The sequence below is a fragment of the Nocardia cyriacigeorgica genome, assembly GCF_010868145.1.
GTDB classification, from domain to species: domain Bacteria; phylum Actinomycetota; class Actinomycetes; order Mycobacteriales; family Mycobacteriaceae; genus Nocardia; species Nocardia cyriacigeorgica_D.
Genome location: NZ_JAAGUY010000015.1, coordinates 88,973 through 108,824, shown reverse-complemented (window position 1 = coordinate 108,824; position 19,852 = coordinate 88,973). Strand labels below are relative to the sequence as shown.

18 protein-coding genes are annotated in these 19,852 nt (G+C 67.1%); 9 read left to right on the top strand and 9 right to left on the bottom strand.

Features of this window, described 5'->3' with window-relative positions; all coding sequences use genetic code 11:
- Positions 1–121: 121 nt before the first annotated feature.
- From GV792_RS18520 to GV792_RS18505, 4 genes are all read right to left on the bottom strand, one after another.
- Positions 122–520, bottom strand: a complete 399-nt coding sequence (locus GV792_RS18520) for a PPOX class F420-dependent oxidoreductase (RefSeq protein ID WP_163825386.1) — start codon at positions 518–520, stop codon at positions 122–124.
- A gap of 67 nt (positions 521–587) precedes the next feature.
- On the bottom strand, positions 588–1,064 hold the full coding sequence (locus tag GV792_RS18515; protein WP_163825385.1) for a DUF1772 domain-containing protein: 477 nt from the start codon (positions 1,062–1,064) through the stop codon (positions 588–590).
- 393 nt (positions 1,065–1,457) lie between these two features.
- A complete protein-coding gene (locus GV792_RS18510) occupies positions 1,458–2,198 on the bottom strand; it encodes a MerR family transcriptional regulator (protein ID WP_163825384.1) in 741 nt (246 codons plus the stop codon).
- 35 nt (positions 2,199–2,233) lie between these two features.
- On the bottom strand, positions 2,234–3,148 hold the full coding sequence (locus tag GV792_RS18505; protein ID WP_163825383.1) for an alpha/beta fold hydrolase: 915 nt from the start codon (positions 3,146–3,148) through the stop codon (positions 2,234–2,236).
- A gap of 155 nt (positions 3,149–3,303) precedes the next feature.
- Between GV792_RS18505 and GV792_RS18500 the strand changes: the two genes are divergently transcribed.
- The gene (locus tag GV792_RS18500) at positions 3,304–4,443 is read left to right on the top strand and encodes a DUF2235 domain-containing protein (protein WP_163825382.1); all 1,140 of its coding nucleotides are present in this window, start codon (positions 3,304–3,306) and stop codon (positions 4,441–4,443) included.
- Positions 4,444–4,466: 23 nt separating this feature from the next.
- On the opposite strand, the gene GV792_RS18495 is transcribed toward GV792_RS18500, so the two are convergent.
- Positions 4,467–5,903, bottom strand: a complete 1,437-nt coding sequence (locus GV792_RS18495) for an MFS transporter (protein WP_218581205.1) — start codon at positions 5,901–5,903, stop codon at positions 4,467–4,469.
- 83 nt (positions 5,904–5,986) lie between these two features.
- Here GV792_RS18495 and GV792_RS18490 point away from each other — a divergent pair, with 83 nt between their 5' ends.
- Positions 5,987–6,754, top strand: coding sequence for an AraC family transcriptional regulator (locus GV792_RS18490; RefSeq protein ID WP_163825381.1), 768 nt, complete (start codon positions 5,987–5,989; stop codon positions 6,752–6,754).
- A gap of 32 nt (positions 6,755–6,786) precedes the next feature.
- Here GV792_RS18490 and treY read toward each other — a convergent pair whose 3' ends face one another.
- The 3 genes from treY to GV792_RS18475 all read right to left on the bottom strand — a co-directional run bounded on the left by treY (position 6,787) and on the right by GV792_RS18475 (position 11,998).
- On the bottom strand, positions 6,787–9,183 hold the full coding sequence (treY, locus tag GV792_RS18485) for a malto-oligosyltrehalose synthase (RefSeq protein ID WP_163825440.1): 2,397 nt from the start codon (positions 9,181–9,183) through the stop codon (positions 6,787–6,789).
- A gap of 59 nt (positions 9,184–9,242) precedes the next feature.
- Positions 9,243–11,363 carry a glycogen debranching protein GlgX gene (glgX, locus tag GV792_RS18480; RefSeq protein ID WP_163825380.1) on the bottom strand — a complete coding sequence of 707 codons (2,121 nt, stop codon included), beginning with the start codon at positions 11,361–11,363 and terminating at the stop codon, positions 9,243–9,245.
- A gap of 92 nt (positions 11,364–11,455) precedes the next feature.
- A complete protein-coding gene (locus tag GV792_RS18475; RefSeq protein WP_163825439.1) occupies positions 11,456–11,998 on the bottom strand; it encodes a cupin domain-containing protein in 543 nt (180 codons plus the stop codon).
- A 35-nt stretch (positions 11,999–12,033) separates the two neighbouring features.
- Here GV792_RS18475 and GV792_RS18470 point away from each other — a divergent pair, with 35 nt between their 5' ends.
- A complete protein-coding gene (locus GV792_RS18470; protein WP_163825379.1) occupies positions 12,034–12,492 on the top strand; it encodes a MarR family winged helix-turn-helix transcriptional regulator in 459 nt (152 codons plus the stop codon).
- A 60-nt stretch (positions 12,493–12,552) separates the two neighbouring features.
- On the top strand, positions 12,553–13,824 hold the full coding sequence (locus GV792_RS18465; RefSeq protein WP_163825378.1) for an adenosylmethionine--8-amino-7-oxononanoate transaminase: 1,272 nt from the start codon (positions 12,553–12,555) through the stop codon (positions 13,822–13,824).
- 16 nt (positions 13,825–13,840) lie between these two features.
- Here GV792_RS18465 and GV792_RS18460 read toward each other — a convergent pair whose 3' ends face one another.
- Positions 13,841–14,215 (bottom strand): cupin domain-containing protein, encoded by a 375-nt coding sequence (locus GV792_RS18460; RefSeq protein WP_163825377.1) that lies wholly within the window; start codon positions 14,213–14,215, stop codon positions 13,841–13,843.
- 60 nt (positions 14,216–14,275) lie between these two features.
- On the opposite strand from GV792_RS18460, the gene GV792_RS18455 reads away from it, so the two are divergent.
- The 5 genes from GV792_RS18455 to GV792_RS30125 all read left to right on the top strand — a co-directional run bounded on the left by GV792_RS18455 (position 14,276) and on the right by GV792_RS30125 (position 19,786).
- Positions 14,276–14,752, top strand: coding sequence for a MarR family winged helix-turn-helix transcriptional regulator (locus GV792_RS18455; RefSeq protein ID WP_163825376.1), 477 nt, complete (start codon positions 14,276–14,278; stop codon positions 14,750–14,752).
- Positions 14,753–14,821: 69 nt separating this feature from the next.
- Entirely contained in the window at positions 14,822–15,970 is a 1,149-nt protein-coding gene (locus GV792_RS18450; protein ID WP_309138537.1) for an 8-amino-7-oxononanoate synthase, read from the top strand.
- 28 nt (positions 15,971–15,998) lie between these two features.
- Positions 15,999–16,679 carry a dethiobiotin synthase gene (gene bioD, locus GV792_RS18445; protein WP_163825374.1) on the top strand — a complete coding sequence of 227 codons (681 nt, stop codon included), beginning with the start codon at positions 15,999–16,001 and terminating at the stop codon, positions 16,677–16,679.
- A gap of 260 nt (positions 16,680–16,939) precedes the next feature.
- On the top strand, positions 16,940–18,535 hold the full coding sequence (locus GV792_RS18440) for a GMC oxidoreductase (protein ID WP_163825373.1): 1,596 nt from the start codon (positions 16,940–16,942) through the stop codon (positions 18,533–18,535).
- Positions 18,536–18,730: 195 nt separating this feature from the next.
- Positions 18,731–19,786 carry a phage tail tip lysozyme gene (locus GV792_RS30125; protein WP_163825372.1) on the top strand — a complete coding sequence of 352 codons (1,056 nt, stop codon included), beginning with the start codon at positions 18,731–18,733 and terminating at the stop codon, positions 19,784–19,786.
- Positions 19,787–19,852: the final 66 nt, after the last annotated feature.

Genomic DNA, 19,852 nt, shown 5'->3' with positions numbered 1-19,852 from the left:
CGAGAGTGTCCCAGGGCCCTGCCCTCGTCTTCGCACCGCGCGCCTGGGACGCGTTTCTCGCGGGCGCGGGCTGGTGGATCACTCATCCCTGAGTGATCCACCAGCGCCCACCATGCCGGAACTACTCGGCGTCGCGACTGGTGAAGTCGAAGGATCCGCCGTCGATGCCCCAGGAGATGATCCGTTCGGGCCGGATGCGGATGATCGCCCGTTCCTGGGGTGGGAACAGAGGCTCCTCGTCGTCGAGCGCCTCGGCCGTGCCGCGGACCTCGATTCCGCGAATCACGTAGGGGTCAAGGGAAACCTGCTGGTCGATGACGAACGATACCCGGCTGCCCGCCTCGACGTTGCGGTACTTGCGGCTGGCGCGCATACGCATGCCCCCGATATCGATCGTGCCGTCGGCGTTCACCCGATAGCTGGTCGGGTTGTTCTGCACAATGCCGTCGGGCGACACGGTGGCCAGTCGGCCGATCCCGGCCTCCGCGAGGAACTGCTGTTCGGCGATGGTGAAGGTCATGGTGGTTACTCCTCGGTGAGATATCAGGTGTTCGGAACGGCGATCAGCCGGAATTTGTGGGGTGAGATCAGAACAGGATCAGCGCGGCGCACAGTCCGGCAATGGCTATGAACTGGAGGGTGACGCGGTACTTCAGGATGCTGTCCCACTTGTCCTGGAGCGCACGGGCATCCGCCGGAATGATGCCGCTCTGGGCGGCGGCCGTCTGCTTGGTATTGATCGGCTTGGCGATGCGGACGTAGAAGGCGAGCCAGGTGAGCAGTGCCGCCACTGTGATCCCCGCCGCGACGGCGGCACCGATCTGCCCGGCTACCAGCGCGATCAGCAGCGTGAGCACCGCGGTGACCACACCGCTCACGCCGAAGACCGGCATGCGCTTGTCGCCGTAGTAGTGACCCCATCCCGCGCTGATGGTCACGGTCGCATCATCGAGCTTGCGATATACGGACCGGGTGATCGCGGCCCCGCAGACATCGGTGCCGTAGACGACGGCATTGGCGAGAACGGCGACGACGGCAATGATCTGGCCGGTGACAACGAGCATTGTGGCTTCCCTTCCAAATTCTAGCAACGCTAGAAACTGGAGCAACGGTAACACTGGAACGCCAACGCTGTCTAGCGTTGCTAGATTCTCTGACCTGTGCCCAGGGCTACCGCGCGCCGAGATCGCCCGCGGAAAAGGTACGCATGGTCCGCATTTCGAGCGGCCTGTCGCGGTTGCCGCTGCGTGAAGGCTGAACCGGGCACTCGGGCGTCGAATATATGGATTAGCCGACCTGCCGGTTCGCGACGAACCACTTGCCTGAACGCTGTGCCGACATCCGCGCGCTGTCACCGTTTGCGACCGCTCGTTGCGTGTCATTCGTGACCGGCACCGACCGGCACGGCGAGAAGATGCAGCAGGCGACGGCGGTGTCGGCGATACCCGGAGTCTGCGTCAGCTCTCCTGCCCCGCGCCTCGGCGGCGTTCGGCACGGTGGGTGAGCGCATCGACAATGCGTTGCCATGCCGGTGATGGTTCCTCGGAGATCCGAGAGAAAACCAGCTTCACGTGCCCGGTCCGGCCGGTGTCCTTTTCGTGTCGGATCTTCCAGGCGTCCAGGTCGTCGATGAGCTGGTCCAGGCGTGGATCGTGTGGGTCCCAGTCGACCGATTGGTCGCAGGTGAGGTACAGGCGCGTTGTCTCGGGGTCGTCGAGGGCGGAGTTCTTGTCCTGGATGCGCTGGGGCATGGCGCGCGGTTCCACAGCCTGCATCAGGATCCAGGAGTCGCGTTCGAGTCGCACCCTGCGCTCGCTGACCCCGAGACCGCGCATCCGGTCCAGGATGGCGACCACCTCGACAGGAAGGACGAGACTTTCGCCGACGGCCAATGCGGCGATCCGGCGGCGGTTATCGGTGAGCTGGTCGATCTTGCGCTGCAACTCGGCGTCGATATCGGTGATGGCGGCAGCGAACTCGTTCGGCTGGGCGTGCAGCAGCGCGTCGATCCGCGCCAGCGGCACGCCGGCGTCGGCGAGGGTCCTGATCCGGATGAGATCCACCGCCGCTTGCGCGCTGTAGCGGCGGTAGCCGGAGGCGTCACGTTCGGGCTCGGGCAACAGGCCGACGTGGTGGTAGTGGCGAACGGCGCGCACTGTCACGCCCGCGGTCGCGGCGAGCTGGCCGATCGTGAGCACCGTCCTCCTCGGGTGTTCGTAGCGGGTGTTCGAGTCTAGGGACGAGCGACCTGGCCGACGACGTCGCGGATCGCCTGGACCACGGCATCGGGGCGATCGAAGCAGATCCGGTGGTGCAGGGTGTCGGCAAGGATGCGCTGCTCGCCTTGCGAGAAGGCACCCACCACGGCCGCGTCCATCCTCGTCCTGCCGTCATGTATCTGTTGCAGTGTGTGCTCCGGGATCAGCCCCTGCTGGGCGGGATCGACCCCCACCACGCTGAGAGCGATCACCGGGACGTCGGGAATGTCCGGCCCGGCCCGCAGCTCGGCAGCGAGGGCGGCCAGTCCGCGCCGCTCGGCAATACCGACGCGGGTCCATTCATCACTGACCTTGGCCTCGATCAGCGATTGGTGCATGTGCTCGGGGTAGTCCGCGCGCAGTTCCGCGTACATCGCCCGCAGCGCGGGACGCATCTGTTCGAGCTGTTCCAGGTCGGGTGCGGACTGCTCGGCGGCGGCCAGACTCGCCTCGGCGGGCATGTACTCGTCCCAGTCGCGGTGCAGAGCATCGATCCAGACCAGTCCGGCCACGTGCTGCGGGTACAGCTGCGCGAACCTGTGCGCGTACAACCCGCCGAGAGAGTGCGCCGCGAGAACATAGGGGCCGGCGATGTTCTGGGCGCGCAGCAGCTCGCGCAGCTCCGTGGCGACCGCGGTGGCGGTGCGCGGCAGTGGGAGGGGATCGCTGTACCCGGTGCCGCCGCGGTCGTACACCACGGCGGTTGTGAACTGCGAAACCTGCTGCTGGACACCGAAATAGTCCAGGCCGACCGCACTCGCTCCCGGCAGGAACACGACGGCCGGTGCGCCGGTGCCCGACCGATGTACGAAAATACGGCGGCCGTCGATGTCCTGGAACCCTCCGACCGGGGGAGTGAACCGAGCTGGGGAAGTGCTGTTGTTCGCCATGCGATAAGCCTGCAACCCTGACGCAGGGTCAAGGTCAACCCGGGTGGTCGGGCCGGCCCAGGTATTCGGGTGATTAACAGCCCAGGGGGCGGGAACGAATATTCGGGTAGTCGAGTACGCGGGACTCGAGGTGGCCGCGGCGGGAGGATCGGGTTATGAAACGACTTGTGGTGTGCTGTGACGGCACCTGGAAGGCCGAGTCGAGCACGACGGTATCCAACATCATCAAGATCGCGCAGACCATTCGGTTCGAGACACCGGATGCGGAGGGCAAGCCCGTCCATCAGTGGGTCACCTACGTCCCCGGGCCCGGTACGCAGGGCTTCTTCGCCGACCGGTTGATGGGCGGTGCGTTCGGGCTGGGTCTGGAGGCGAACCTATCGGCCGCGTACTGGCATCTGGCGTTGAACTGGGAGCCGGGCGACCAGATCTTCATCTTCGGTTTCAGCCGCGGCGCCTACACCGCCCGTAGCCTGGCCGGGTTGATCGGGCGGATCGGCATCATGACGCCGGAAGCGATGATCGACGGCAAGTATCCGCAGGCGCTCGCCATCCACAAGCAGCCGGTGCCGCCCGACGGTGTCATGCCGCCGCAGTGGGAGGACTTCCGCCGCGAGAACTGCCATCCGGACCCGGCGAAGATCGATTTCCTCGGCGTCTTCGACACCGTCGGCGCGCTGGGTGTGCCCGGATTGACCTCGCTGCGGCACAAGTTCCACGACGTCCGGCTGGGTACCAACGTGCACTGCGCCCGGCAGGCATTGGCCATCGACGAACGCCGCCGCAATTTCGAACCCTGCCTGTGGGAAGTCCCGGTGGAGCCGAACGTGAAGTACCGCAGAGGTTTCCAGCGAGTCAAGCAGGTGTGGTTCGAGGGTGTGCACAGCGATATCGGCGGCGGTTACGCCGAATGCGGGCTGTCGGACATCACGCTCCGCTGGATGGTGGCAGAAGCCGAATCGGTGGGGCTGGTCTTCGACCGCGACCGGTTGGAGAGCCTGTCCGAACGTTGCGTCGGCGCCGACCATATGCGCAGGCACGATTCGCTCGGCATCGGCTACCGCATCCTGAATCTGCTGCGCACGCTGCGCAATCCGCGCAGCCCGCGGTTCCACTTGGATTCCTGGCGCAAGCTAGGCATCGCCGACGATATCGGCATCCGCCTGGCCTCCTGCACCCAGGACGGCGACTACGGCCCGGTGAATATCCGTCGCTGGCGCGAGGACTTCGGCGGGATGTTCCCGGAGGATCTCATCGAGAAGACCGTCCCGGTGAGCGCCGAACTGGGGCGGTGATCGGGTGGGCCCGGCGCACCGGATCAGGCGGTGGCCCTGGCGCCGGGCCGGTCTCGCAGCAGTATTGCCGCGAGCACCGCTCCGACGGCGACGAGGGCACCGGCGACGGTGAGTGCGTAGGAGAACCCTTCCGTCGCGGCCTGTCGCTGGTCGAGTGAACCGTCCGAGGTGTCGCCGCGGTGCGCGGCGAGGGTCACCAGGACCGCGATCCCGACCGCTCCGCCGAGTTGCTGGACCGAGCCGAGCACGGCGGAGCCGAGTCCGGCATCCTCCTCGGTGGTGCCGCTGAGTGCGACGACCGTGAGCGCGGGCAGGGTCAGGCCGCACCCGAGCGCCGTGACGAGCAGCCCGGGCAGCACCCCGTAGACGTAGCTGTCGGACGAACCGACGCTGGACAGCAGCAACAGTCCCGCCGCGCTGATCAGCAGCGCCACAACCAGCGCTGGGCGAGTACCGAGCCGCTGCACCGCCCGCGAGGACAGCCACATCCCGGTCAGAATCGCCGCGCCGAAGGGGAGGTAGGCCAGGCCGGCGGTGAGCGGCTCATATCCGAGCACGGTCTGGATGTGCAGCATCAGCAGAAATGCCATGGCATAGAAGGCGGCGGAGAACAACAGGATCACGCCGTTGGCCACCGCGCGCGTCCGGACGGTCAGGAAGGACAGCGGCACCAGTGGCTCGTCGGTCCGTGTCTCGACGGCCGCGAATGCCACGGCCAGCACGGCGGCGAGCACCAGTGGGATCGTGGAAGCCGCATGACCCCAACCGGTTTCGGACGCCTGCAACAGGCCGTGTACAAGAAGCATCAGTGCGCCGGTGATCAATACGGCCCCGGGAACGTCGATCCGGCGGCGGGATTCGGCCCGGCTCTCCGCGACGAGACGGGGGACGAGCACGAGGGCCATGAGCGCTACCGGCAGATTGATCAGGAAAACCCAGCGCCAGGAGGTCAGCCCGGTCAGCACACCGGAGATCACCAAGCCGAGGGCGCCGCCGAGCGCCGCGACTCCGCCCCAGATCCCGATGGCCTTCGCGCGCTCCCCGGCTCCCGGGAACAGCAGCGTGAGCAGGGCGAGCGCGGCCGGGCTCGCCATCGCCGCACCGGCCCCCTGAATGAAGCGGCCCGCCACCAGCTGCCAGGGTTCCTGCGCGAACCCGCAGAGCGCACTCGCGGCTCCGAAGAGCGCGACACCGCAGAGGAATACGCGGCGGCGGCCGATCAGATCGGCGATTCGACCGGACAACAACAACAGTCCGCCGAAGGCGAGGAAGTAGGCATTGACCACCCAGGGCAGGCCGGCATGGCTGAATCCGAGCTCGTCGCGGATGGTCGGCAACGCCACACTGACCACATTGTCGTCAAGCACCAGCATGAACTGCACGAAGCACAGCACGATCAGCGCCATTCGGCGGCGCCCGCCCGGGGCCACGCCCTGGTCCGTAGTGGAAATCATTGTCATGAAACCACCGTGTCAGGAGCTCGCCGTGGCGGCGATACGCCACCAGGCCGTCTGATATCGCGTTGAGGACATACCCTGGGAGGGTGTCTGAACCCGTGATGGAAGCCGCGCCGACCGGCGTGGGGACGATCGTCGTCGGAAAGTTTCCGCTGCCCGCGGGACAGTGGATCCGGTCGCACTACCACCCACAGCACCAACTGGCCTGGACCCGCAGTGGGGTGCTCGGTGTCGCTGTCGACGACGCGTATTGGGTGCTGCCACCCACTCGCGCACTCTGGCTACCGGCGGGCGTCGTACATCGCACCGGCGCGACCCGCGATGCGGTACTGCACAGCCTCTACTTCGAACCGGACCGCTGCCACGTGGCATGGACCGAGCCCACAGCGGTGGCGGTCGACGGTCTGCTCGCACATCTGATCGTCCACCTGGCCAAGCGGGACCTGGCCGATGATATGCGCCTCCGTGCCGAGGCCGTGGTCCTCGACCTGCTGCGGCCACTGCCCGCGACCCCTATCGTCGTACCGCGGCCCGTGGACGAACGAGTGCGTGCGGTCGCCGACGAGCTACTGGCTGATCCAGCCGACTCGCGGTCCATGGAGTCGCATGCGCGGGCTGCGGGGGTGAGCAGGCGTACCCTGAGCCGGCTTTTCGTGCAGGACACCGGCATGAGTTTCGAACGGTGGCGCACTCACGTGCGGTTGCAGGCCGGGCTGGTGCTGCTCGCCGAGGGCCTGCCCGTGTCCAGGGCCGCCCACGCCGTCGGATACGGGACCAGCAGCGCCTTCCTCGCGGCATTCCGGCGAACAGTGGGTATCTCGCCGGGACGATATCTCGGGCGTAGCGGGACGTAGCGAGAACGCGAACGAACTTCCACCAGGCGCGCTCAGCGCACCAGCAGCGCCACCGGCAGCCGGGCGAACAGCTTCTCCAGCCGGGCCCGGCCCTGGAAGGTGTGGCCGGTGAGCCGGTCGGTCCAGGTGCCGGGCGGCAGATCCAGGACCGTGTCCGCCCATCCGGTCTCGGCCAGGGAAACGCTGTGCCGGGTCGTCGCCACGATGATCTCCGGCGCCTCACCGGTGCGCCCCCTGGCATAGGACACCAGCTTGCCCGCCTGCTCGCCGGTCGCGAACAATGGCAGATAGGTGCCGCCGACGAAGCAGTCGGGTCGTTCCCGGCGCAACCACAGCGCGTAGGCGACGATCCACATCTTCGCGGCGCCGGTGGTGTCCAAACCAGGTGTGCCGGTGAGCGATTGCAGCATGCCCACCCGGGTCGCGAAGTCCACCGGCCGCCGATTGTCCGGGTCGACCAGCGAGTCCTCCCACAGCTCGCAGCCCTGATAGATATCCGGGATGCCTGGCCCGCACAGCTGCAGCAGTTTCTGCGAGAGCGCGTCGGTCCACGCGTGTGGGGCAAGTTCGTGCACCAGGTCGCCGAGACCGGAGCCGACGGGGCCGTCGATCACCGCGTCCAGCCAGGTGTGCACCGCGGTCTCGAACTCGGGATCGGGTTCCTCCCATGAGGTGTGCTCGCCGGCTTCGCGTATCGCCTTCTCCGCGAACCGATGCAGTCGATCCCGCAGTCCCGGTACCGACGCGGCGGGACGTCCGTCGGCCGGCCACACCCCGAACATGTTCTGGAGCAGGAACAGCGTTGTCGCGCCGTCCGGGCCGGGCGTGATTTTCTGCCAGGTCGCCACCGACCGCGCCCACCGCGTCGACATCTGCGACAGCACTCCGATGCGGGCTCGCACGTCCTCACCGCGTTTGGTGTCGTGGGTGGACAGCGCGGTCAGGGTGGCAGGCCAGCGTTGTGCGCGTTCGCTATTGGCGAGATGGAACTCGTTGAGCGAATGCCCGAACCGGCCCGGGTTGCCGCCTACCTCCTGGAGCGACACCAGCCGTGCCGCCCGATAGAACATGGTGTCCTCGACGGCCTTGGCCGTGATCGCGCCACCTACCTGACTGAACCGCACCGCCGCCTCACCGCCGGCGGCCAACGCCGCCACCAGCACCGACAGCGGTGCGGTGAGTTCGCTGTTGCGCTTCTCCACGTCGGCGACGACAGCGCCGGCCATCCCGGCCAGCGGGGTGTAGTCCACCCGGTACACCGGCAGGAACGCCAGCACCTCGATGGTCGCGTTGGTCAGTGCCATATCGCTGATCCCGGAGGCGTCGAAACCGTTCACGCCCGCGTCGCGTTTGACCGCCGCCACGAGCCGCCGGATCTCGGGTGCCAGGATGCTCTCGGCGACAGCGCGTTTGATGCGGTGCTGCTTCTCGCCGATCCAGGCGCGGTCGCTGCCGTGTCCGGCGAAATGCTGGGACAGCTCGGTCAGCGTCTGCTCACCGTCCGGGTCGATCAGCACGCCGCCGATATCGGCGAGGGCGTCGTAGCCGGTGGTGCCGTCGATGGGCAGTGTCGCGTCCAGCGGTTCCCGATTGGCCAGGATCTTCTCCACCAGCAGCAGTCGGTGCGGTCCGATGAGGCTACGCAGCCGCGACAGGTAGGCCGCGGGATAGGACAGGCCGTCGGGGTGGTCGACCCGCACACCGTCGATCAGTTCGTGCTCACACCACGCCGCCAGCTCGCGGTGGGTGGCTTCGAAGACCTCCCGGTCCTCCTGCCGCAATGCCGCCAACCCGCTCACCGCGAAGAACCGGCGATAGCTGCACAGCCCGGATTTCCAGCTCACCAGCCGATAGTGCTGTTTGTCATGGATGCGCAGCGCATTGTCGCCGTCGGTGTCGGGGGCGATGGGGAAGCGCAGATCGTGCAGCGCGAGCATCGGTTCCGGACCGGACCTGTCGACGGTCAACGCCGCCGGATCGTTCTCGTTCTGCAGGACCGGCAGCGCCAGCCGCCCGCCCGCACCATTGGCCGGGCTCCAGTCGATATCGAAGTAATGCGCGAACTGTGAATCCGGGCCGTGCCGCAACACGTCCCACCACCAGGCGTTCTGCCGCGGATCGCCCACGCCCACATGGTTGGGGACCAGATCGATGATCAGCCCCATACCGCGGCTTCGCACCTCGTCCGCGAGGGCTTTGAGGCCGCCGGGACCGCCGAGCGCCGCCGACACCGTGGTCGGGTCGGTGACGTCGTAGCCGTGGGTCGACCCGTGCGCGGCGGTCATCACCGGCGACAGGTACAGGTGCGAGACACCCAGCTGTTGCAGGTATTCCGCGATGGCGGCGGCGTCGGTGAAGGTCAGTGCGTCGGGGCGCAGTTGCAGCCGGTAGGTGCTGCGCACCGGCGTCGACCGTGCCGGGCGGCGCATGGACTGCGGATCGGTGAGATGCGTGGCGGTCAGGTTCTTCTCGGTCATGTTCGTATCGGTCAGGCGGTGCGGCGGCGGAGGACGAGCAGACAACGGGCGGGGAGGGTGACGGTGCTCGCCGCGGCATAGCCGGCCTCGGCGCGTCCGTCAGGGGTCGAACAATCAAGGGCGACCGACCATTCGGCGCCGAAATCGGGGGCGGGCAGGGTGAAGTCGAGGGCGCTGTCGTGGGCGTTGAAGCACAGCAGGAACGAATCGTCGGTGATGCGTTCGCCGCGTGGGCCCGGTTCCGGAATGCCGTCACCATCGAGGAACACCGCCAGCGACCGGCCGAAACCATTGTCCCAGTCGGCGTCTGTCATCTCCGCACCCGTGGGCGTGAGCCAGGCGATATCGCGGGGATGGCCGGACTCACGGATGGGGCCACCGGCGAGGAAGCGGCGGCGACGGAACACCGGATGTGAGGTGCGCAGTGCGATCGCGGCCCGGGTGAAGTCGAGTAGGTCGGCATTCTTGTGTGCCAGCGACCAATCCATCCACGCCAGTTCCGAATCCTGGCAGTAGGCATTGTTGTTGCCGAGCTGGGTGCGGCCCATCTCGTCACCGTGGGCGAGCATCGGGGTGCCCTGGCTCAGGATCAGCGTGGCCAGCAGATTGCGTGACTGCCTGGCCCGCAACGCGAGGACCTCAGGATCGTCGGTGGGCCCCTCCACGCCGCAATTCCAGGACCGGTTGTGGTTCTCCCCGTCGCGGTTGCCCTCGCCGTTGGCCTCGTTGTGTTTGCCGTTGTAGGACACCAGATCGCGCAGGGTGAACCCGTCATGCGCGGTGATGAAGTTGATCGATGCGCTCGGCCTGCGACCGGTCGCCTCGTACAGGTCCGAGGAACCGGTGAACCGGGACGCGAACTCGCCGAGCGTCGCGTGCTCACCGCGCCAGTAATCGCGGACGGTATCGCGGTATTTGCCGTTCCATTCGGTCCACAGGCTCGGGAAGTTGCCGACCTGATAGCCGCCCTCACCCACATCCCAGGGTTCGGCGATGAGCTTGACCTGGCTGACCACCGGATCCTGCTGCACCAGATCGAAGAACGTCGAGAGCCGATCCACATCGTGCAGTTCGCGGGCCAGCGTTGCGGCCAGATCGAAGCGGAACCCGTCGACGTGCATCTCCAGCACCCAGTAGCGCAGCGAATCCATGATCAACTGCAAAGTGTGTGGATGGCGCACATTGAGGCTGTTCCCGGTGCCGGTGTAGTCCATATAATGCGCGGGTTCGTCGTCCATCAGCCGGTAATAGGCGGCATTGTCGATGCCACGGAAACCGATGGTCGGCCCGAAATGGTTCCCCTCCGCGGTGTGGTTGTACACCACATCCAGGATCACTTCGATGCCCTCGGCGTGCAATGCCCGCACCATTGCCTTGAATTCGGTGACCGCCGCGCCGGCCCGGCCGCCCGCCGCGTACTCGTGATGCGGTGCCAGATACCCGAAGCTGTTGTAACCCCAGTAGTTACGCAAGCCCTGGTCGAGCAGGATGCGGTCGTGCAGGAACTGGTGTACCGGCATCAGTTCGATCGCGGTGACCCCGAGCCCGCGCAGATGCTCGATGATCGCCGGATGTGCCAGGCCCGCGTAGGTCCCGCGCAGCTCCTCTGGCACATCCGGGTGGGTGATGGACATGCCCTTGACGTGGGCCTCGTAGATCACCGTTTCGTGGTAGGGCCGTTTCGGCGGGCGGTCGGCACCCCAGTCGAAGAACGGGTTGATCACCACGCCGGTCATGGTGTGGCCGAGCGAATCCTGGCCGGGGGTGTACAGCGACGGATGGTCGGAGAACACGCCGTCGAACGCCTTGCCGTATGGATCGAGCAGCAACTTGCTCGGATCGCAGCGCAGCCCTCGCTCCGGATCGTAGGGTCCGTGCACCCGGAACCCGTACCGCTGCCCTGGCCCGACGCCCGGCAGGTACGCGTGCCAGACATGCCCGTCGACCTCGTCCAACCCGATCCGGGTCTCGCCGCCCTGCTTGTCGACCAGGCATAACTGCACCGCGTCGGCGACCTCGGTGAACAGCGAGAAGTTCGTTCCCGCCCCGTCATAGGTGGCGCCCAACGGATAGGCGCTCCCCGGCCAGACACCGAGCGGTGCCGGGGCGGATGCGGAGGCGGGCGAAACCATGGCAACGACACTAACGGGCGTTACTGTGCGGCCGCTGTGGCCCTGCGCGTTGGGTGGGTGGGCGGTATCAGGTAGTGGGTCTTCTGTGCCGATCAGGCGTCGTCGGTGAGTGGCAGCCAGCGGCGGTGGTAGCCGGTGGCGCGGGCGAGACGCGCCAAGCCGCCCAGGAGGACTCGCTGTACGGGCACCGGGATCTTCGCGAGGTAGCCGTCCTGCAGGTCCCACAGCAAGGCGAGGGCGATCGGGTTGCGCGGGAGGCCAGCGGCGGTGGTCTTGCCCGCGTTGTCGAGAGTGGACCAGAACTGGAACATCTGCCAGTGCCGCAGGGGTGGGCGGATCTCGTGGTCGATGACGGTATCGGGCAGCTCGCTCCAGAATTCGTGCACCGTGCGCGGGGGAGCGGTGACGGTGTCGCCGGGGTCGGCGATGACCTCGGTGCCATCGATGCGGAAGCGAATCCGTCCGGCGCGGATGGTCCAGTGTTCGGCGAGTTCGGGATGCCAGTGCGGACCGGCCTGGCGTTTCGGGGCCGGCAGCAGATGTTGCAGGCGCAGGTAGGGGCCGTTGTCGTCGACGCCTTCGTCGATCAATGTGACGCGGTGGCCGTTGCGAAAGGTGAGGGCTTGTTCGGGCATCCTCAAGATATAAAGGTAACCTTTCTATCGTGTCAATGGCTGAGGCTTCTGTGTTGAAACTGCTCACGCTGGCGACCAGGGCCGTCGAACGGGAGTTGAACCGCGAACTGCGCGCGGTCCTCGGTGGCGACCTGCGTCCGGCGCACTATGCGGTGTTCCGCTACCTGGACCCGGCGGGTTCGCGGGTGACCGCGCTTGCTGATGCGGCAGGGATGACCCAGCAGTCCATGGGGGAACTCGTCACCCACTTGGAACGTCAGGGGCTCGTCGAGCGGCGCGTCGACCCCGCCGACCGTCGGGCGAGGCTTGTGGTTCTCACCGAATCGGGGCGCACGGCGCTCGGGCTGGCCGCCGATCGCATCGGGCGTATCGAGGGGGATCTTCGCCGGCGGCTCGGGGCCGGTGAGTTCGATGCCATGTGTGCCGGGTTGGCCGCGGTGTGCGACTCGTACGCCGACCGCTCTGGAGGGACACCAGGTCCGATGCTAACTTGAACGGTGTTCAAGCTCGCTCCGGTTCGGAGTGGGACGTCCGCTGTGTGAAGGACTGCCGCTGTGGTGCTGACGCCCGACGAGATCACCGCCATCGACGCCGAACATGTGTGGCACCCGTACGGCGGGTTCCCGGCGACAACCGAGCCGCTGGTGGTGGCGTCGGCGTCGGGGACCAGGCTGACGCTGGCCGATGGGCGTGAGCTGGTCGACGGGATGAGCTCCTGGTGGGCGGCGGTGCACGGGTACCGGCATCCAGTGCTGGACTCGGCGCTGCTGGTGCAGTCGCAGCGGATGAGTCACGTCATGTTCGGCGGGCTCACCCATGAACCGGCGGCCCGGCTGGCCGAGCTGCTGGTTCAGCTCACCCCACCCGGCTTGGACAAGGTTTTCCTCTGTGATTCGGGCTCGGTGTCGGTCGAGGTCGCGGTCAAGATGTGCCTGCAATATCAGCGCGCGCTGGGGCGGCCCGGCAAACGGCGGTTGCTCACCTGGCGCGGCGGCTACCACGGCGACACCTTCACTCCCATGAGCGTGTGCGACCCCGAGGGTGGCATGCATGCGCTGTGGACCGACATCCTGGCCGAGCAGGTCTTCGTCCCCGCCCCGCCGCGCGCCTTCGACCCCGGCTATATCGCGGAACTCGAGGGCGCGATGATCGAGCACGCCGACGAGCTCGCCGCCGTCATCGTTGAACCGGTTGTGCAGGGCGCGGGCGGTATGCGCTGGCACGATCCGCGCTACCTCACCGAGCTGCGCCGGTTGTGCGACGCCAACGGCGTGCTGCTCATCTTCGATGAGATCGCCACCGGATTCGGCCGCACCGGAACGCTGTTCGCCGCCGAGCAGGCCGGCATCGCCCCTGACGTGATGTGTGTCGGCAAGGCCCTCACCGGCGGCTACCTGACCCTCGCCGCCGCCCTGTGTACCGAGCGGATCGCCGAAACCCTCAGCGCCGCGCACGGCGGCCTCATGCACGGTCCCACCTTCATGGGTAATCCCTTGGCCTGCGCGATCGCGGTGGCCTCCACCGAGCTGCTGTTGTCCCGAGACTGGCAGGGCGAGGTGAAACGCATCGAAGCGGAACTGGAATCCGGTCTTGCCGCCGCCCGTGAGCTGCCCGGCGTCGCTGAGGTGCGGGTGCTCGGCGCGATCGGCGTCATCGAACTCGATCACCCGATCGATATGCGTGCCGCCACCGATGCCGCGGTTGCCGCGGGCGCCTGGCTGCGCCCCTTCCGCAACCTCATCTACTGCATGCCACCGTTCATCAGCACCACTACCGACGTCGCCACAATCACCGCGGCAATGGTGGCCGCCGCGTGCGTCGGATAGCGTTCGTGCGGGCGCCTCAGGCGATCCACGGCGGCACGATCGTGCCCGTGCCGTCAGGGGTGCCTGCTCGGGCGTCCGGCCGTGCGGCGACCACGGCGGTGTAACCCTCTGCGCCGCCGGAGATCTGGCGCAGCGCATCGGGCGGCAGGACAATCGTGTCGCCCGCGTCGACGACGAGATCAGTGCCGTTCAGGGTTATTTCGGCGCGGCCGGTGAGGACGGTCCAGATCTGCTCGGCATCGATGAAATGCGGCGGCCCGGATATACCCGGTGCGACCTCCACTCGCCACAGCGACAACGATGAGCCGCCCTGGGTGGGGGAGGCGAGGGTGGTCATCACGCCCGCCGGAGTTTCGGTGCGGCGGGTTTCGGAGTGTCGGATGACGGTCATGGCGGCACGCCCTTAAGATAGACAATAATGTTGTCCATATAGTCAACGAGGTTGTCCAATATGTCAAGGGATGCCGGTGGCTTCGAGCTACCACTGCGGATGCTGGGCGCATTCCGTGCGGCCATCGACGAGGTGCATGCCGATCTCGCCGAGCGCGGACACCCCGACCTGCGGCCGATGCACGGTTTCCTGTTCCAGGCGATCGTGCGTACCGGGCCGCAGGGGTGCACCGCGGCCGACCTCGGACGTGCGCTCGGCATCTCCAAGCAGGCCGCGGGTAAGCACATCGAGAATCTCGAACGCCGCGGGTACTTACGTCGCGGCCATGATCCGGCAGACGCGCGGCGCAAGGTTTACACGCTCACCGATCGCGGCATCGACTTCCTGGACAAATCCGCCGAGACCTTCGACCGCATCCACGCGCGCTGGACGGACGCTCTGGGAGCCGAGCGGATGACCGCGCTCGAAGCCGACCTTCGGGCTCTCGCACCGGGTGATCTCTTCCGCACCGATATGCCCAGCTGGTTCGGCGGCTGAAGGGCGGGCCATGCGCCGTCAGCGGCCCCCGGCATGCTCCTGAACGCCGTTCAAGTATGGTGTTCAGCTGTGAGTACCGATCCATTGAGCTGGCTGGACGCGCGTGCTGCCGAGCGAGTGGGGGCGGGGCTGCGGCGGGAGTTGCGGGCGCGGGAACAGCAATCGTCATCCATCGATCTGGCCTCGAACGACTATCTGGGCCTGGTCCGGCATCCCGAGGTGATCGAGGGTGCGGTCGAGGCGGTGCGCCGGTGGGGCGCCGGATCGACCGGGTCACGGCTGGTCACCGGAACCACCACCGAGCACGAATCGCTCGAGGCCGAGCTGGCGGAGTTCGTGGGTGCGGAGGCCGGGCTGGTATTCGCGTCCGGGTACGCGGCCAATCTCGGTGTGGTGACAGCATTGGCCGGACGGGGCTCGTTGATCGTTTCCGATGCGGGCAGTCATGCCTCGCTGGTGGATGCCTGCCGATTGTCGCGGGCGCGGGTGGAGATCGCACCGCACTGTGACGCGGCGGCAGTGGATCGGTTGCTGGCGAGCCGCACGGAGGAACGTGCGCTGGTGCTCACCGATTCGGTATTCAGCGCCGACGGTGATCTGGCGCCGCTGGCCGAACTGCATCGGGTCACCCGCGCGAACGGCGCCGTGCTGGTTGTCGACGAGGCGCACGGCCTCGGCGTGCGCGGCAGGGGCGGACGTGGACTGGTGCAGGAGGCGGGACTGGCCGGTGAACCGGATCTGGTGATCACCGCGACGCTGTCGAAAGCCCTTGCCGCCCAGGGCGGTGCGGTACTGGCCAGCGGCCGGGTACGTGCCCATCTGATCGACGCTGCCCGCACGTTCATCTTCGATACCGGACTCGCGCCCGCGGCTGTCGGCGCGGCACGCGCGGCGCTGCGGATTCTGCGCGGCGATCCGGGTATCGCACAGCGGGTACTCGACCGCGCCGCCGATATCGCCCGTATCGCCGAGGTGCCGCAACCGGATTCGGCCGTGGTGTCGGTGGTGCTGGGGGAGGCGCAGGTCGCATTCGATGCCGCGCAGGAATGCCGGGCGCGCGGGCTGGACGTGGGGTGCTTCCGTCCGCCGTCGGTACCGGAAGGTACCTCTCGGCTGCGGCTCACCGCTCGTGCGAATCTGACTCCCGCCGACATCGATGTCATCGCCACGGTTCTCGGCGAGGTCCTGTCCACCGCACGTCAGGTAGTGCCTGCGTGAGGTGCATCGCACGTCAGGGGAGCGCTCGATGACGTTGTTGTTCGTCACCGGAACGTCGACCGATGTCGGCAAGACCATCGTTACCGCCGCATTGGCCGCCGCCGCCATGGCTGCCGGGCGCTCGGTAGCGGTATGCAAACCGGCCCAGACCGGTGCCGCCCCGGACGAACCCGGCGATCTCGCGACCATCGCGCGACTCTCCGGTGTCACCCGAACCGCCGAACTGGCCCGCTATCCCGAACCGCTGGCCCCCGATACGGCAGCCCGCCGTTGCGGCGCACCGTTGCTCACCATCGACGAAACCCTCTCGGCCATCACCGAACTCACCGCCGACCTCGTTCTCGTCGAGGGTGCGGGCGGACTGTTGGTCCGCATCGGCGAATTCACTCTGCTCGATCTGGCGGCGAAACTCGCCGCGCCGGTCGTGGTCGTCACGGCTCCCGGCCTCGGCACCCTCAATCACACCGAGCTCACCACCCGTACCCTCGCCGCGGCCGGTGTGGACTGTGCGGGTCTGGTGATCGGCTCCTGGCCCGAAACTCCCGACCTGGCCATGGAAACCAACCGCGGCGATCTGCCTCGGGTGACCGGTGTCGAGCTGGTCGGCACGATCCCGGCCGGTGTGGGTACACAATCGCCGAACGAATTCCGGGCCGACGCGGCGGGCTGGTTCGACGCACCCTGGGTCGAGCGCTTCTTGCTCGCCTGACCGGAGGATCTGCCGCGCGGGGAAGCCGCGCACCTGCGCGATCTGCCGCTCGACGTGGATATGCGGATCGTCGTCCATCGCCTCCGCGCCTCCATCCGAGCGTGCCCGAATGCGAGGCTATCTGCCCGGCAGGCGGGCGTCGGATCGAAGTTGCCGGTTTTCGCCCGGCGCGAGCAGGGGTCCAGTAACTTCGTTACTCGGTAACTGGGTTACCGGCGCTGACGTGTGGCGCCCGAGTTGTCTCGTCGTAAGGATCTTTCATGTCAGTGATCTCCCGCCGCTCGCTGCTGACCGGGGCGGTCGCCGCGGGCGCCGTGCTCGCCGGTACCCGGGCATTCGATCCGAAACCCAGAATCGCCGCCAGGGTCAACAGCGTTGCGCTCACCCGGGAGGAGCATCGGGTGGTCGTGATCGGGTCGGGGTTCGGTGGTGGCGTGGCGGCACTGCGACTGGCCGAGGCCGGCGTGCCGGTAGTGCTGTTGGAACGCGGGATGCGCTGGCCGACGGGGCCCGACGCGGAAACCTTCCCGCGGGCATCGGCGCCGGACAAGCGCATCCTGTGGCACCGATCCAGTCCGAACCTGTTCGGGCGGCCCTTGGCTTTCGAGCCCTACGCCGGTCTGGTCGAGGCGGTGCCGGGGGAGAACATGACCGCCCTGTGTGCGGCGGGGCTCGGCGGCGGTTCGCTGATCTACCAAGGGATGTCGTTGCAGCCGGACGAAGCGGTGTTCACTACGCATTTCCCGACGGAACTCGACTGGGCGACGATGGACCGCGTGCACTACCCCCGGGTTGCGCGGATGCTCGGTCTCGCGGTCGCACCCGACGAGCTGATCGCAGGCCCGAATTACGCTGCGGCGCGCGTTTTCGCCGACCATGTGCGACGCGCCGGACTGCCACTGTCGAAGATCCCGATGCCGATCGACTGGGACTTCGCCCTCGCGGAGCTGCGTGGGGAGATGAAGCCGTCGTACACCAACGGCGACAGCGCGATGGGCGTCAACAACGGCGGCAAACACTCCGTCGACGTCACCTACATCGCGGCCGCGGAGGCGACCGGACGGGTCCAGGTGCGCACCCTGCACGAGGTCACCGATATCGAGCGCGGCCCCGACGGACGCTGGATCGTCCACGTCGACCGCATCGACACCGCGGGCGTCGTCCAGGAGAACAAGGTCATCACCACCGGCACCCTCATGCTGGCCGCTGGCAGCCTCAATACCACCAAACTGCTGGTGCGAGCGGGCGCCAGAGGCTTGATTCCCGACCTGCCCGACGCGCTCGGACAGAACTGGGGCACCAACGCCGACCGGATCTACGTGTGGACCAACCCCGCAGCGGATTTCGGTCCCGCGCAGGGCGGCCCGGTCGTCTACGGCAGCTTGAACTGGTCGGACCCGCGGCACGCCTGCACTCTCATCCAGGCATCGATTCCGCCGCTGCCGATCGACCCGAAGTCCACGATGATGGTCGGCTACGGCGTCAGCGACGGCCGCGGCGCGTTCACCTACGATTCGGCGGCCGAACAGGCGGTGCTGCACTGGCCGACCGGCGGCGACTGCGTCATCCAGGACAACCACATCGGACCGCTCGCGCATCGCATCGCCGGTCCCGGCACCGCCCTGCTCGACACCAACGCCGCCTTCCCGTCCACCTGGCATCCGCTGGGCGGCGCGAGCATGGGCACCGTCTGCGATTTGGAGGGCCGGGTGCTCGGCCAGCGCGGACTCTACGTGCTCGACGGTGCGCTGATGCCGGGCAATACCGCCGCCTGCAATCCGTCGATGACGATCGCGGCGGTGGCGGAACGCGCACTCGATCATCTCGTCGCCAAGGATGTCGGCACCGTGATCTGATCGGCGATCGGTGGCTTGTCCGCGGCACGTCGACCTCGGTGCTCGCGGCCGATCGGAGTTCTTCCCATGTATGGGAGCATCGGCGACGGCGGAGGTATGCGTCTTCTGCTATCTATGCAGATGCTCGACCGGCACGGCGGGACAGAGTCGCCGCCGTGCGGTGTGTGTGGGAGGTGGATGGTGGCCCCGGATCCAGTGAGCTTTCGGCGTTTTTCCGACGCACCCATCCTGAACCCGTATATCGCTCGCACCGAAGCGACGCTGGAGGCGTTGAAAAAGGGGCTCGGTGACAAGACCGCGACCCGGATCACGGCCAAGTACTTGGATGGACTCGGTGATGCGAAGATGCCGGGCGACGGCGAGCTGAAGAAGAAGTACAACCTTCGCGCCGGCGACGTCAAGGACTATAAGGACCAATGGAACTCGCTCGACGATCAGATCGCCGAGATGGCTGCCGCGTCTGCTGATGTGGCCAATGAGGTGACTGCCCAAGTCGATGCTCTCGAGAAGGCCGTCGACGAAATTCTGGCCGACGTTGTCGACGACCCACCGCACCGTCCGACTTTGGCTGAGCAGCTCGGCGCTACAGAGGCGATGGGCAAGGTCATCAGCAAAGCGGTCGACGCTGTGTGGGATGCCTTCAATGAGCTGGACCGGCAGGCGTGGAATTCGCCTCCAGGAGGAGGGAATGCGCAGAACGGCGGTGCTCCGGCGAGCGGTGGGGCGCCATCGTGGACCCCGAACTTCGGCAGCAATCTGCCCGCCGATATCTACGAGGGCGGTAGCCCGGCGACGAACGCGACCGCAGCACCGCTGGACGGTGGTGAGCGGGCTACGGCGGAAAACATCTACAAGCGACTCCTCGAGCACGGACTCACCCCTGCGCAAGCGGCGGGAGTCCTCGGCAATATGCAGGTCGAAGCGCCCGGATTGAATACCGGGGCCTACAACCCGAAAGAAGGTGCGTATGGGTTGTGCCAATGGCTCGGTGGACGGCGTCAGAATCTCGAAGCCTTCGCCGCGGCGCAGGGCAAGCCGGTCGGTGATTGGAAGACTCAGGTCGACTTCATGATGCATGAGCTGCGCGGCGAGGAATCCGCTGCATATCGCAGGTTGCAGGCCACAGATACGCCGGGCGCTGCGGCGGCGGTATTCGATGAGTACTACGAACGAAGCGACCGCTCACTGCGAGGACAACGGATCGCCAACGCGGACAATATCGCGGCCAGCATGGGCAACGTCTCCGTGTAGACATTCCCGGTCGATGAACGCGATGATCCCCGCGTGAACGATTCACGCGGGGATCATCGACATTCG

What these genes read in the sequence shown, in the direction of transcription:
- GV792_RS18460 (WP_163825377.1), bottom strand. Translation starts at nt 14,215, where the DNA reads ATGACCGTCATCCGACACTCCGAAACCCGCCGCACCGAAACTCCGGCG.
- GV792_RS18475 (WP_163825439.1), bottom strand. Translation starts at nt 11,998, where the DNA reads ATGCCCGAACAAGCCCTCACCTTTCGCAACGGCCACCGCGTCACATTG.
- GV792_RS18455 (WP_163825376.1), top strand. Translation starts at nt 14,276, where the DNA reads ATGTCAAGGGATGCCGGTGGCTTCGAGCTACCACTGCGGATGCTGGGC.
- GV792_RS18515 (WP_163825385.1), bottom strand. Translation starts at nt 1,064, where the DNA reads ATGCTCGTTGTCACCGGCCAGATCATTGCCGTCGTCGCCGTTCTCGCC.
- treY (WP_163825440.1), bottom strand. Translation starts at nt 9,183, where the DNA reads ATGCGCCGCCCGGCACGGTCGACGCCGGTGCGCAGCACCTACCGGCTG.
- GV792_RS18505 (WP_163825383.1), bottom strand. Translation starts at nt 3,148, where the DNA reads ATGGCGAACAACAGCACTTCCCCAGCTCGGTTCACTCCCCCGGTCGGA.
- GV792_RS18470 (WP_163825379.1), top strand. Translation starts at nt 12,034, where the DNA reads ATGGCTGAGGCTTCTGTGTTGAAACTGCTCACGCTGGCGACCAGGGCC.
- GV792_RS18500 (WP_163825382.1), top strand. Translation starts at nt 3,304, where the DNA reads ATGAAACGACTTGTGGTGTGCTGTGACGGCACCTGGAAGGCCGAGTCG.
- GV792_RS18440 (WP_163825373.1), top strand. Translation starts at nt 16,940, where the DNA reads ATGTCAGTGATCTCCCGCCGCTCGCTGCTGACCGGGGCGGTCGCCGCG.
- GV792_RS18495 (WP_218581205.1), bottom strand. Translation starts at nt 5,903, where the DNA reads ATGACAATGATTTCCACTACGGACCAGGGCGTGGCCCCGGGCGGGCGC.
- glgX (WP_163825380.1), bottom strand. Translation starts at nt 11,363, where the DNA reads ATGGTTTCGCCCGCCTCCGCATCCGCCCCGGCACCGCTCGGTGTCTGG.
- bioD (WP_163825374.1), top strand. Translation starts at nt 15,999, where the DNA reads ATGACGTTGTTGTTCGTCACCGGAACGTCGACCGATGTCGGCAAGACC.
- GV792_RS18520 (WP_163825386.1), bottom strand. Translation starts at nt 520, where the DNA reads ATGACCTTCACCATCGCCGAACAGCAGTTCCTCGCGGAGGCCGGGATC.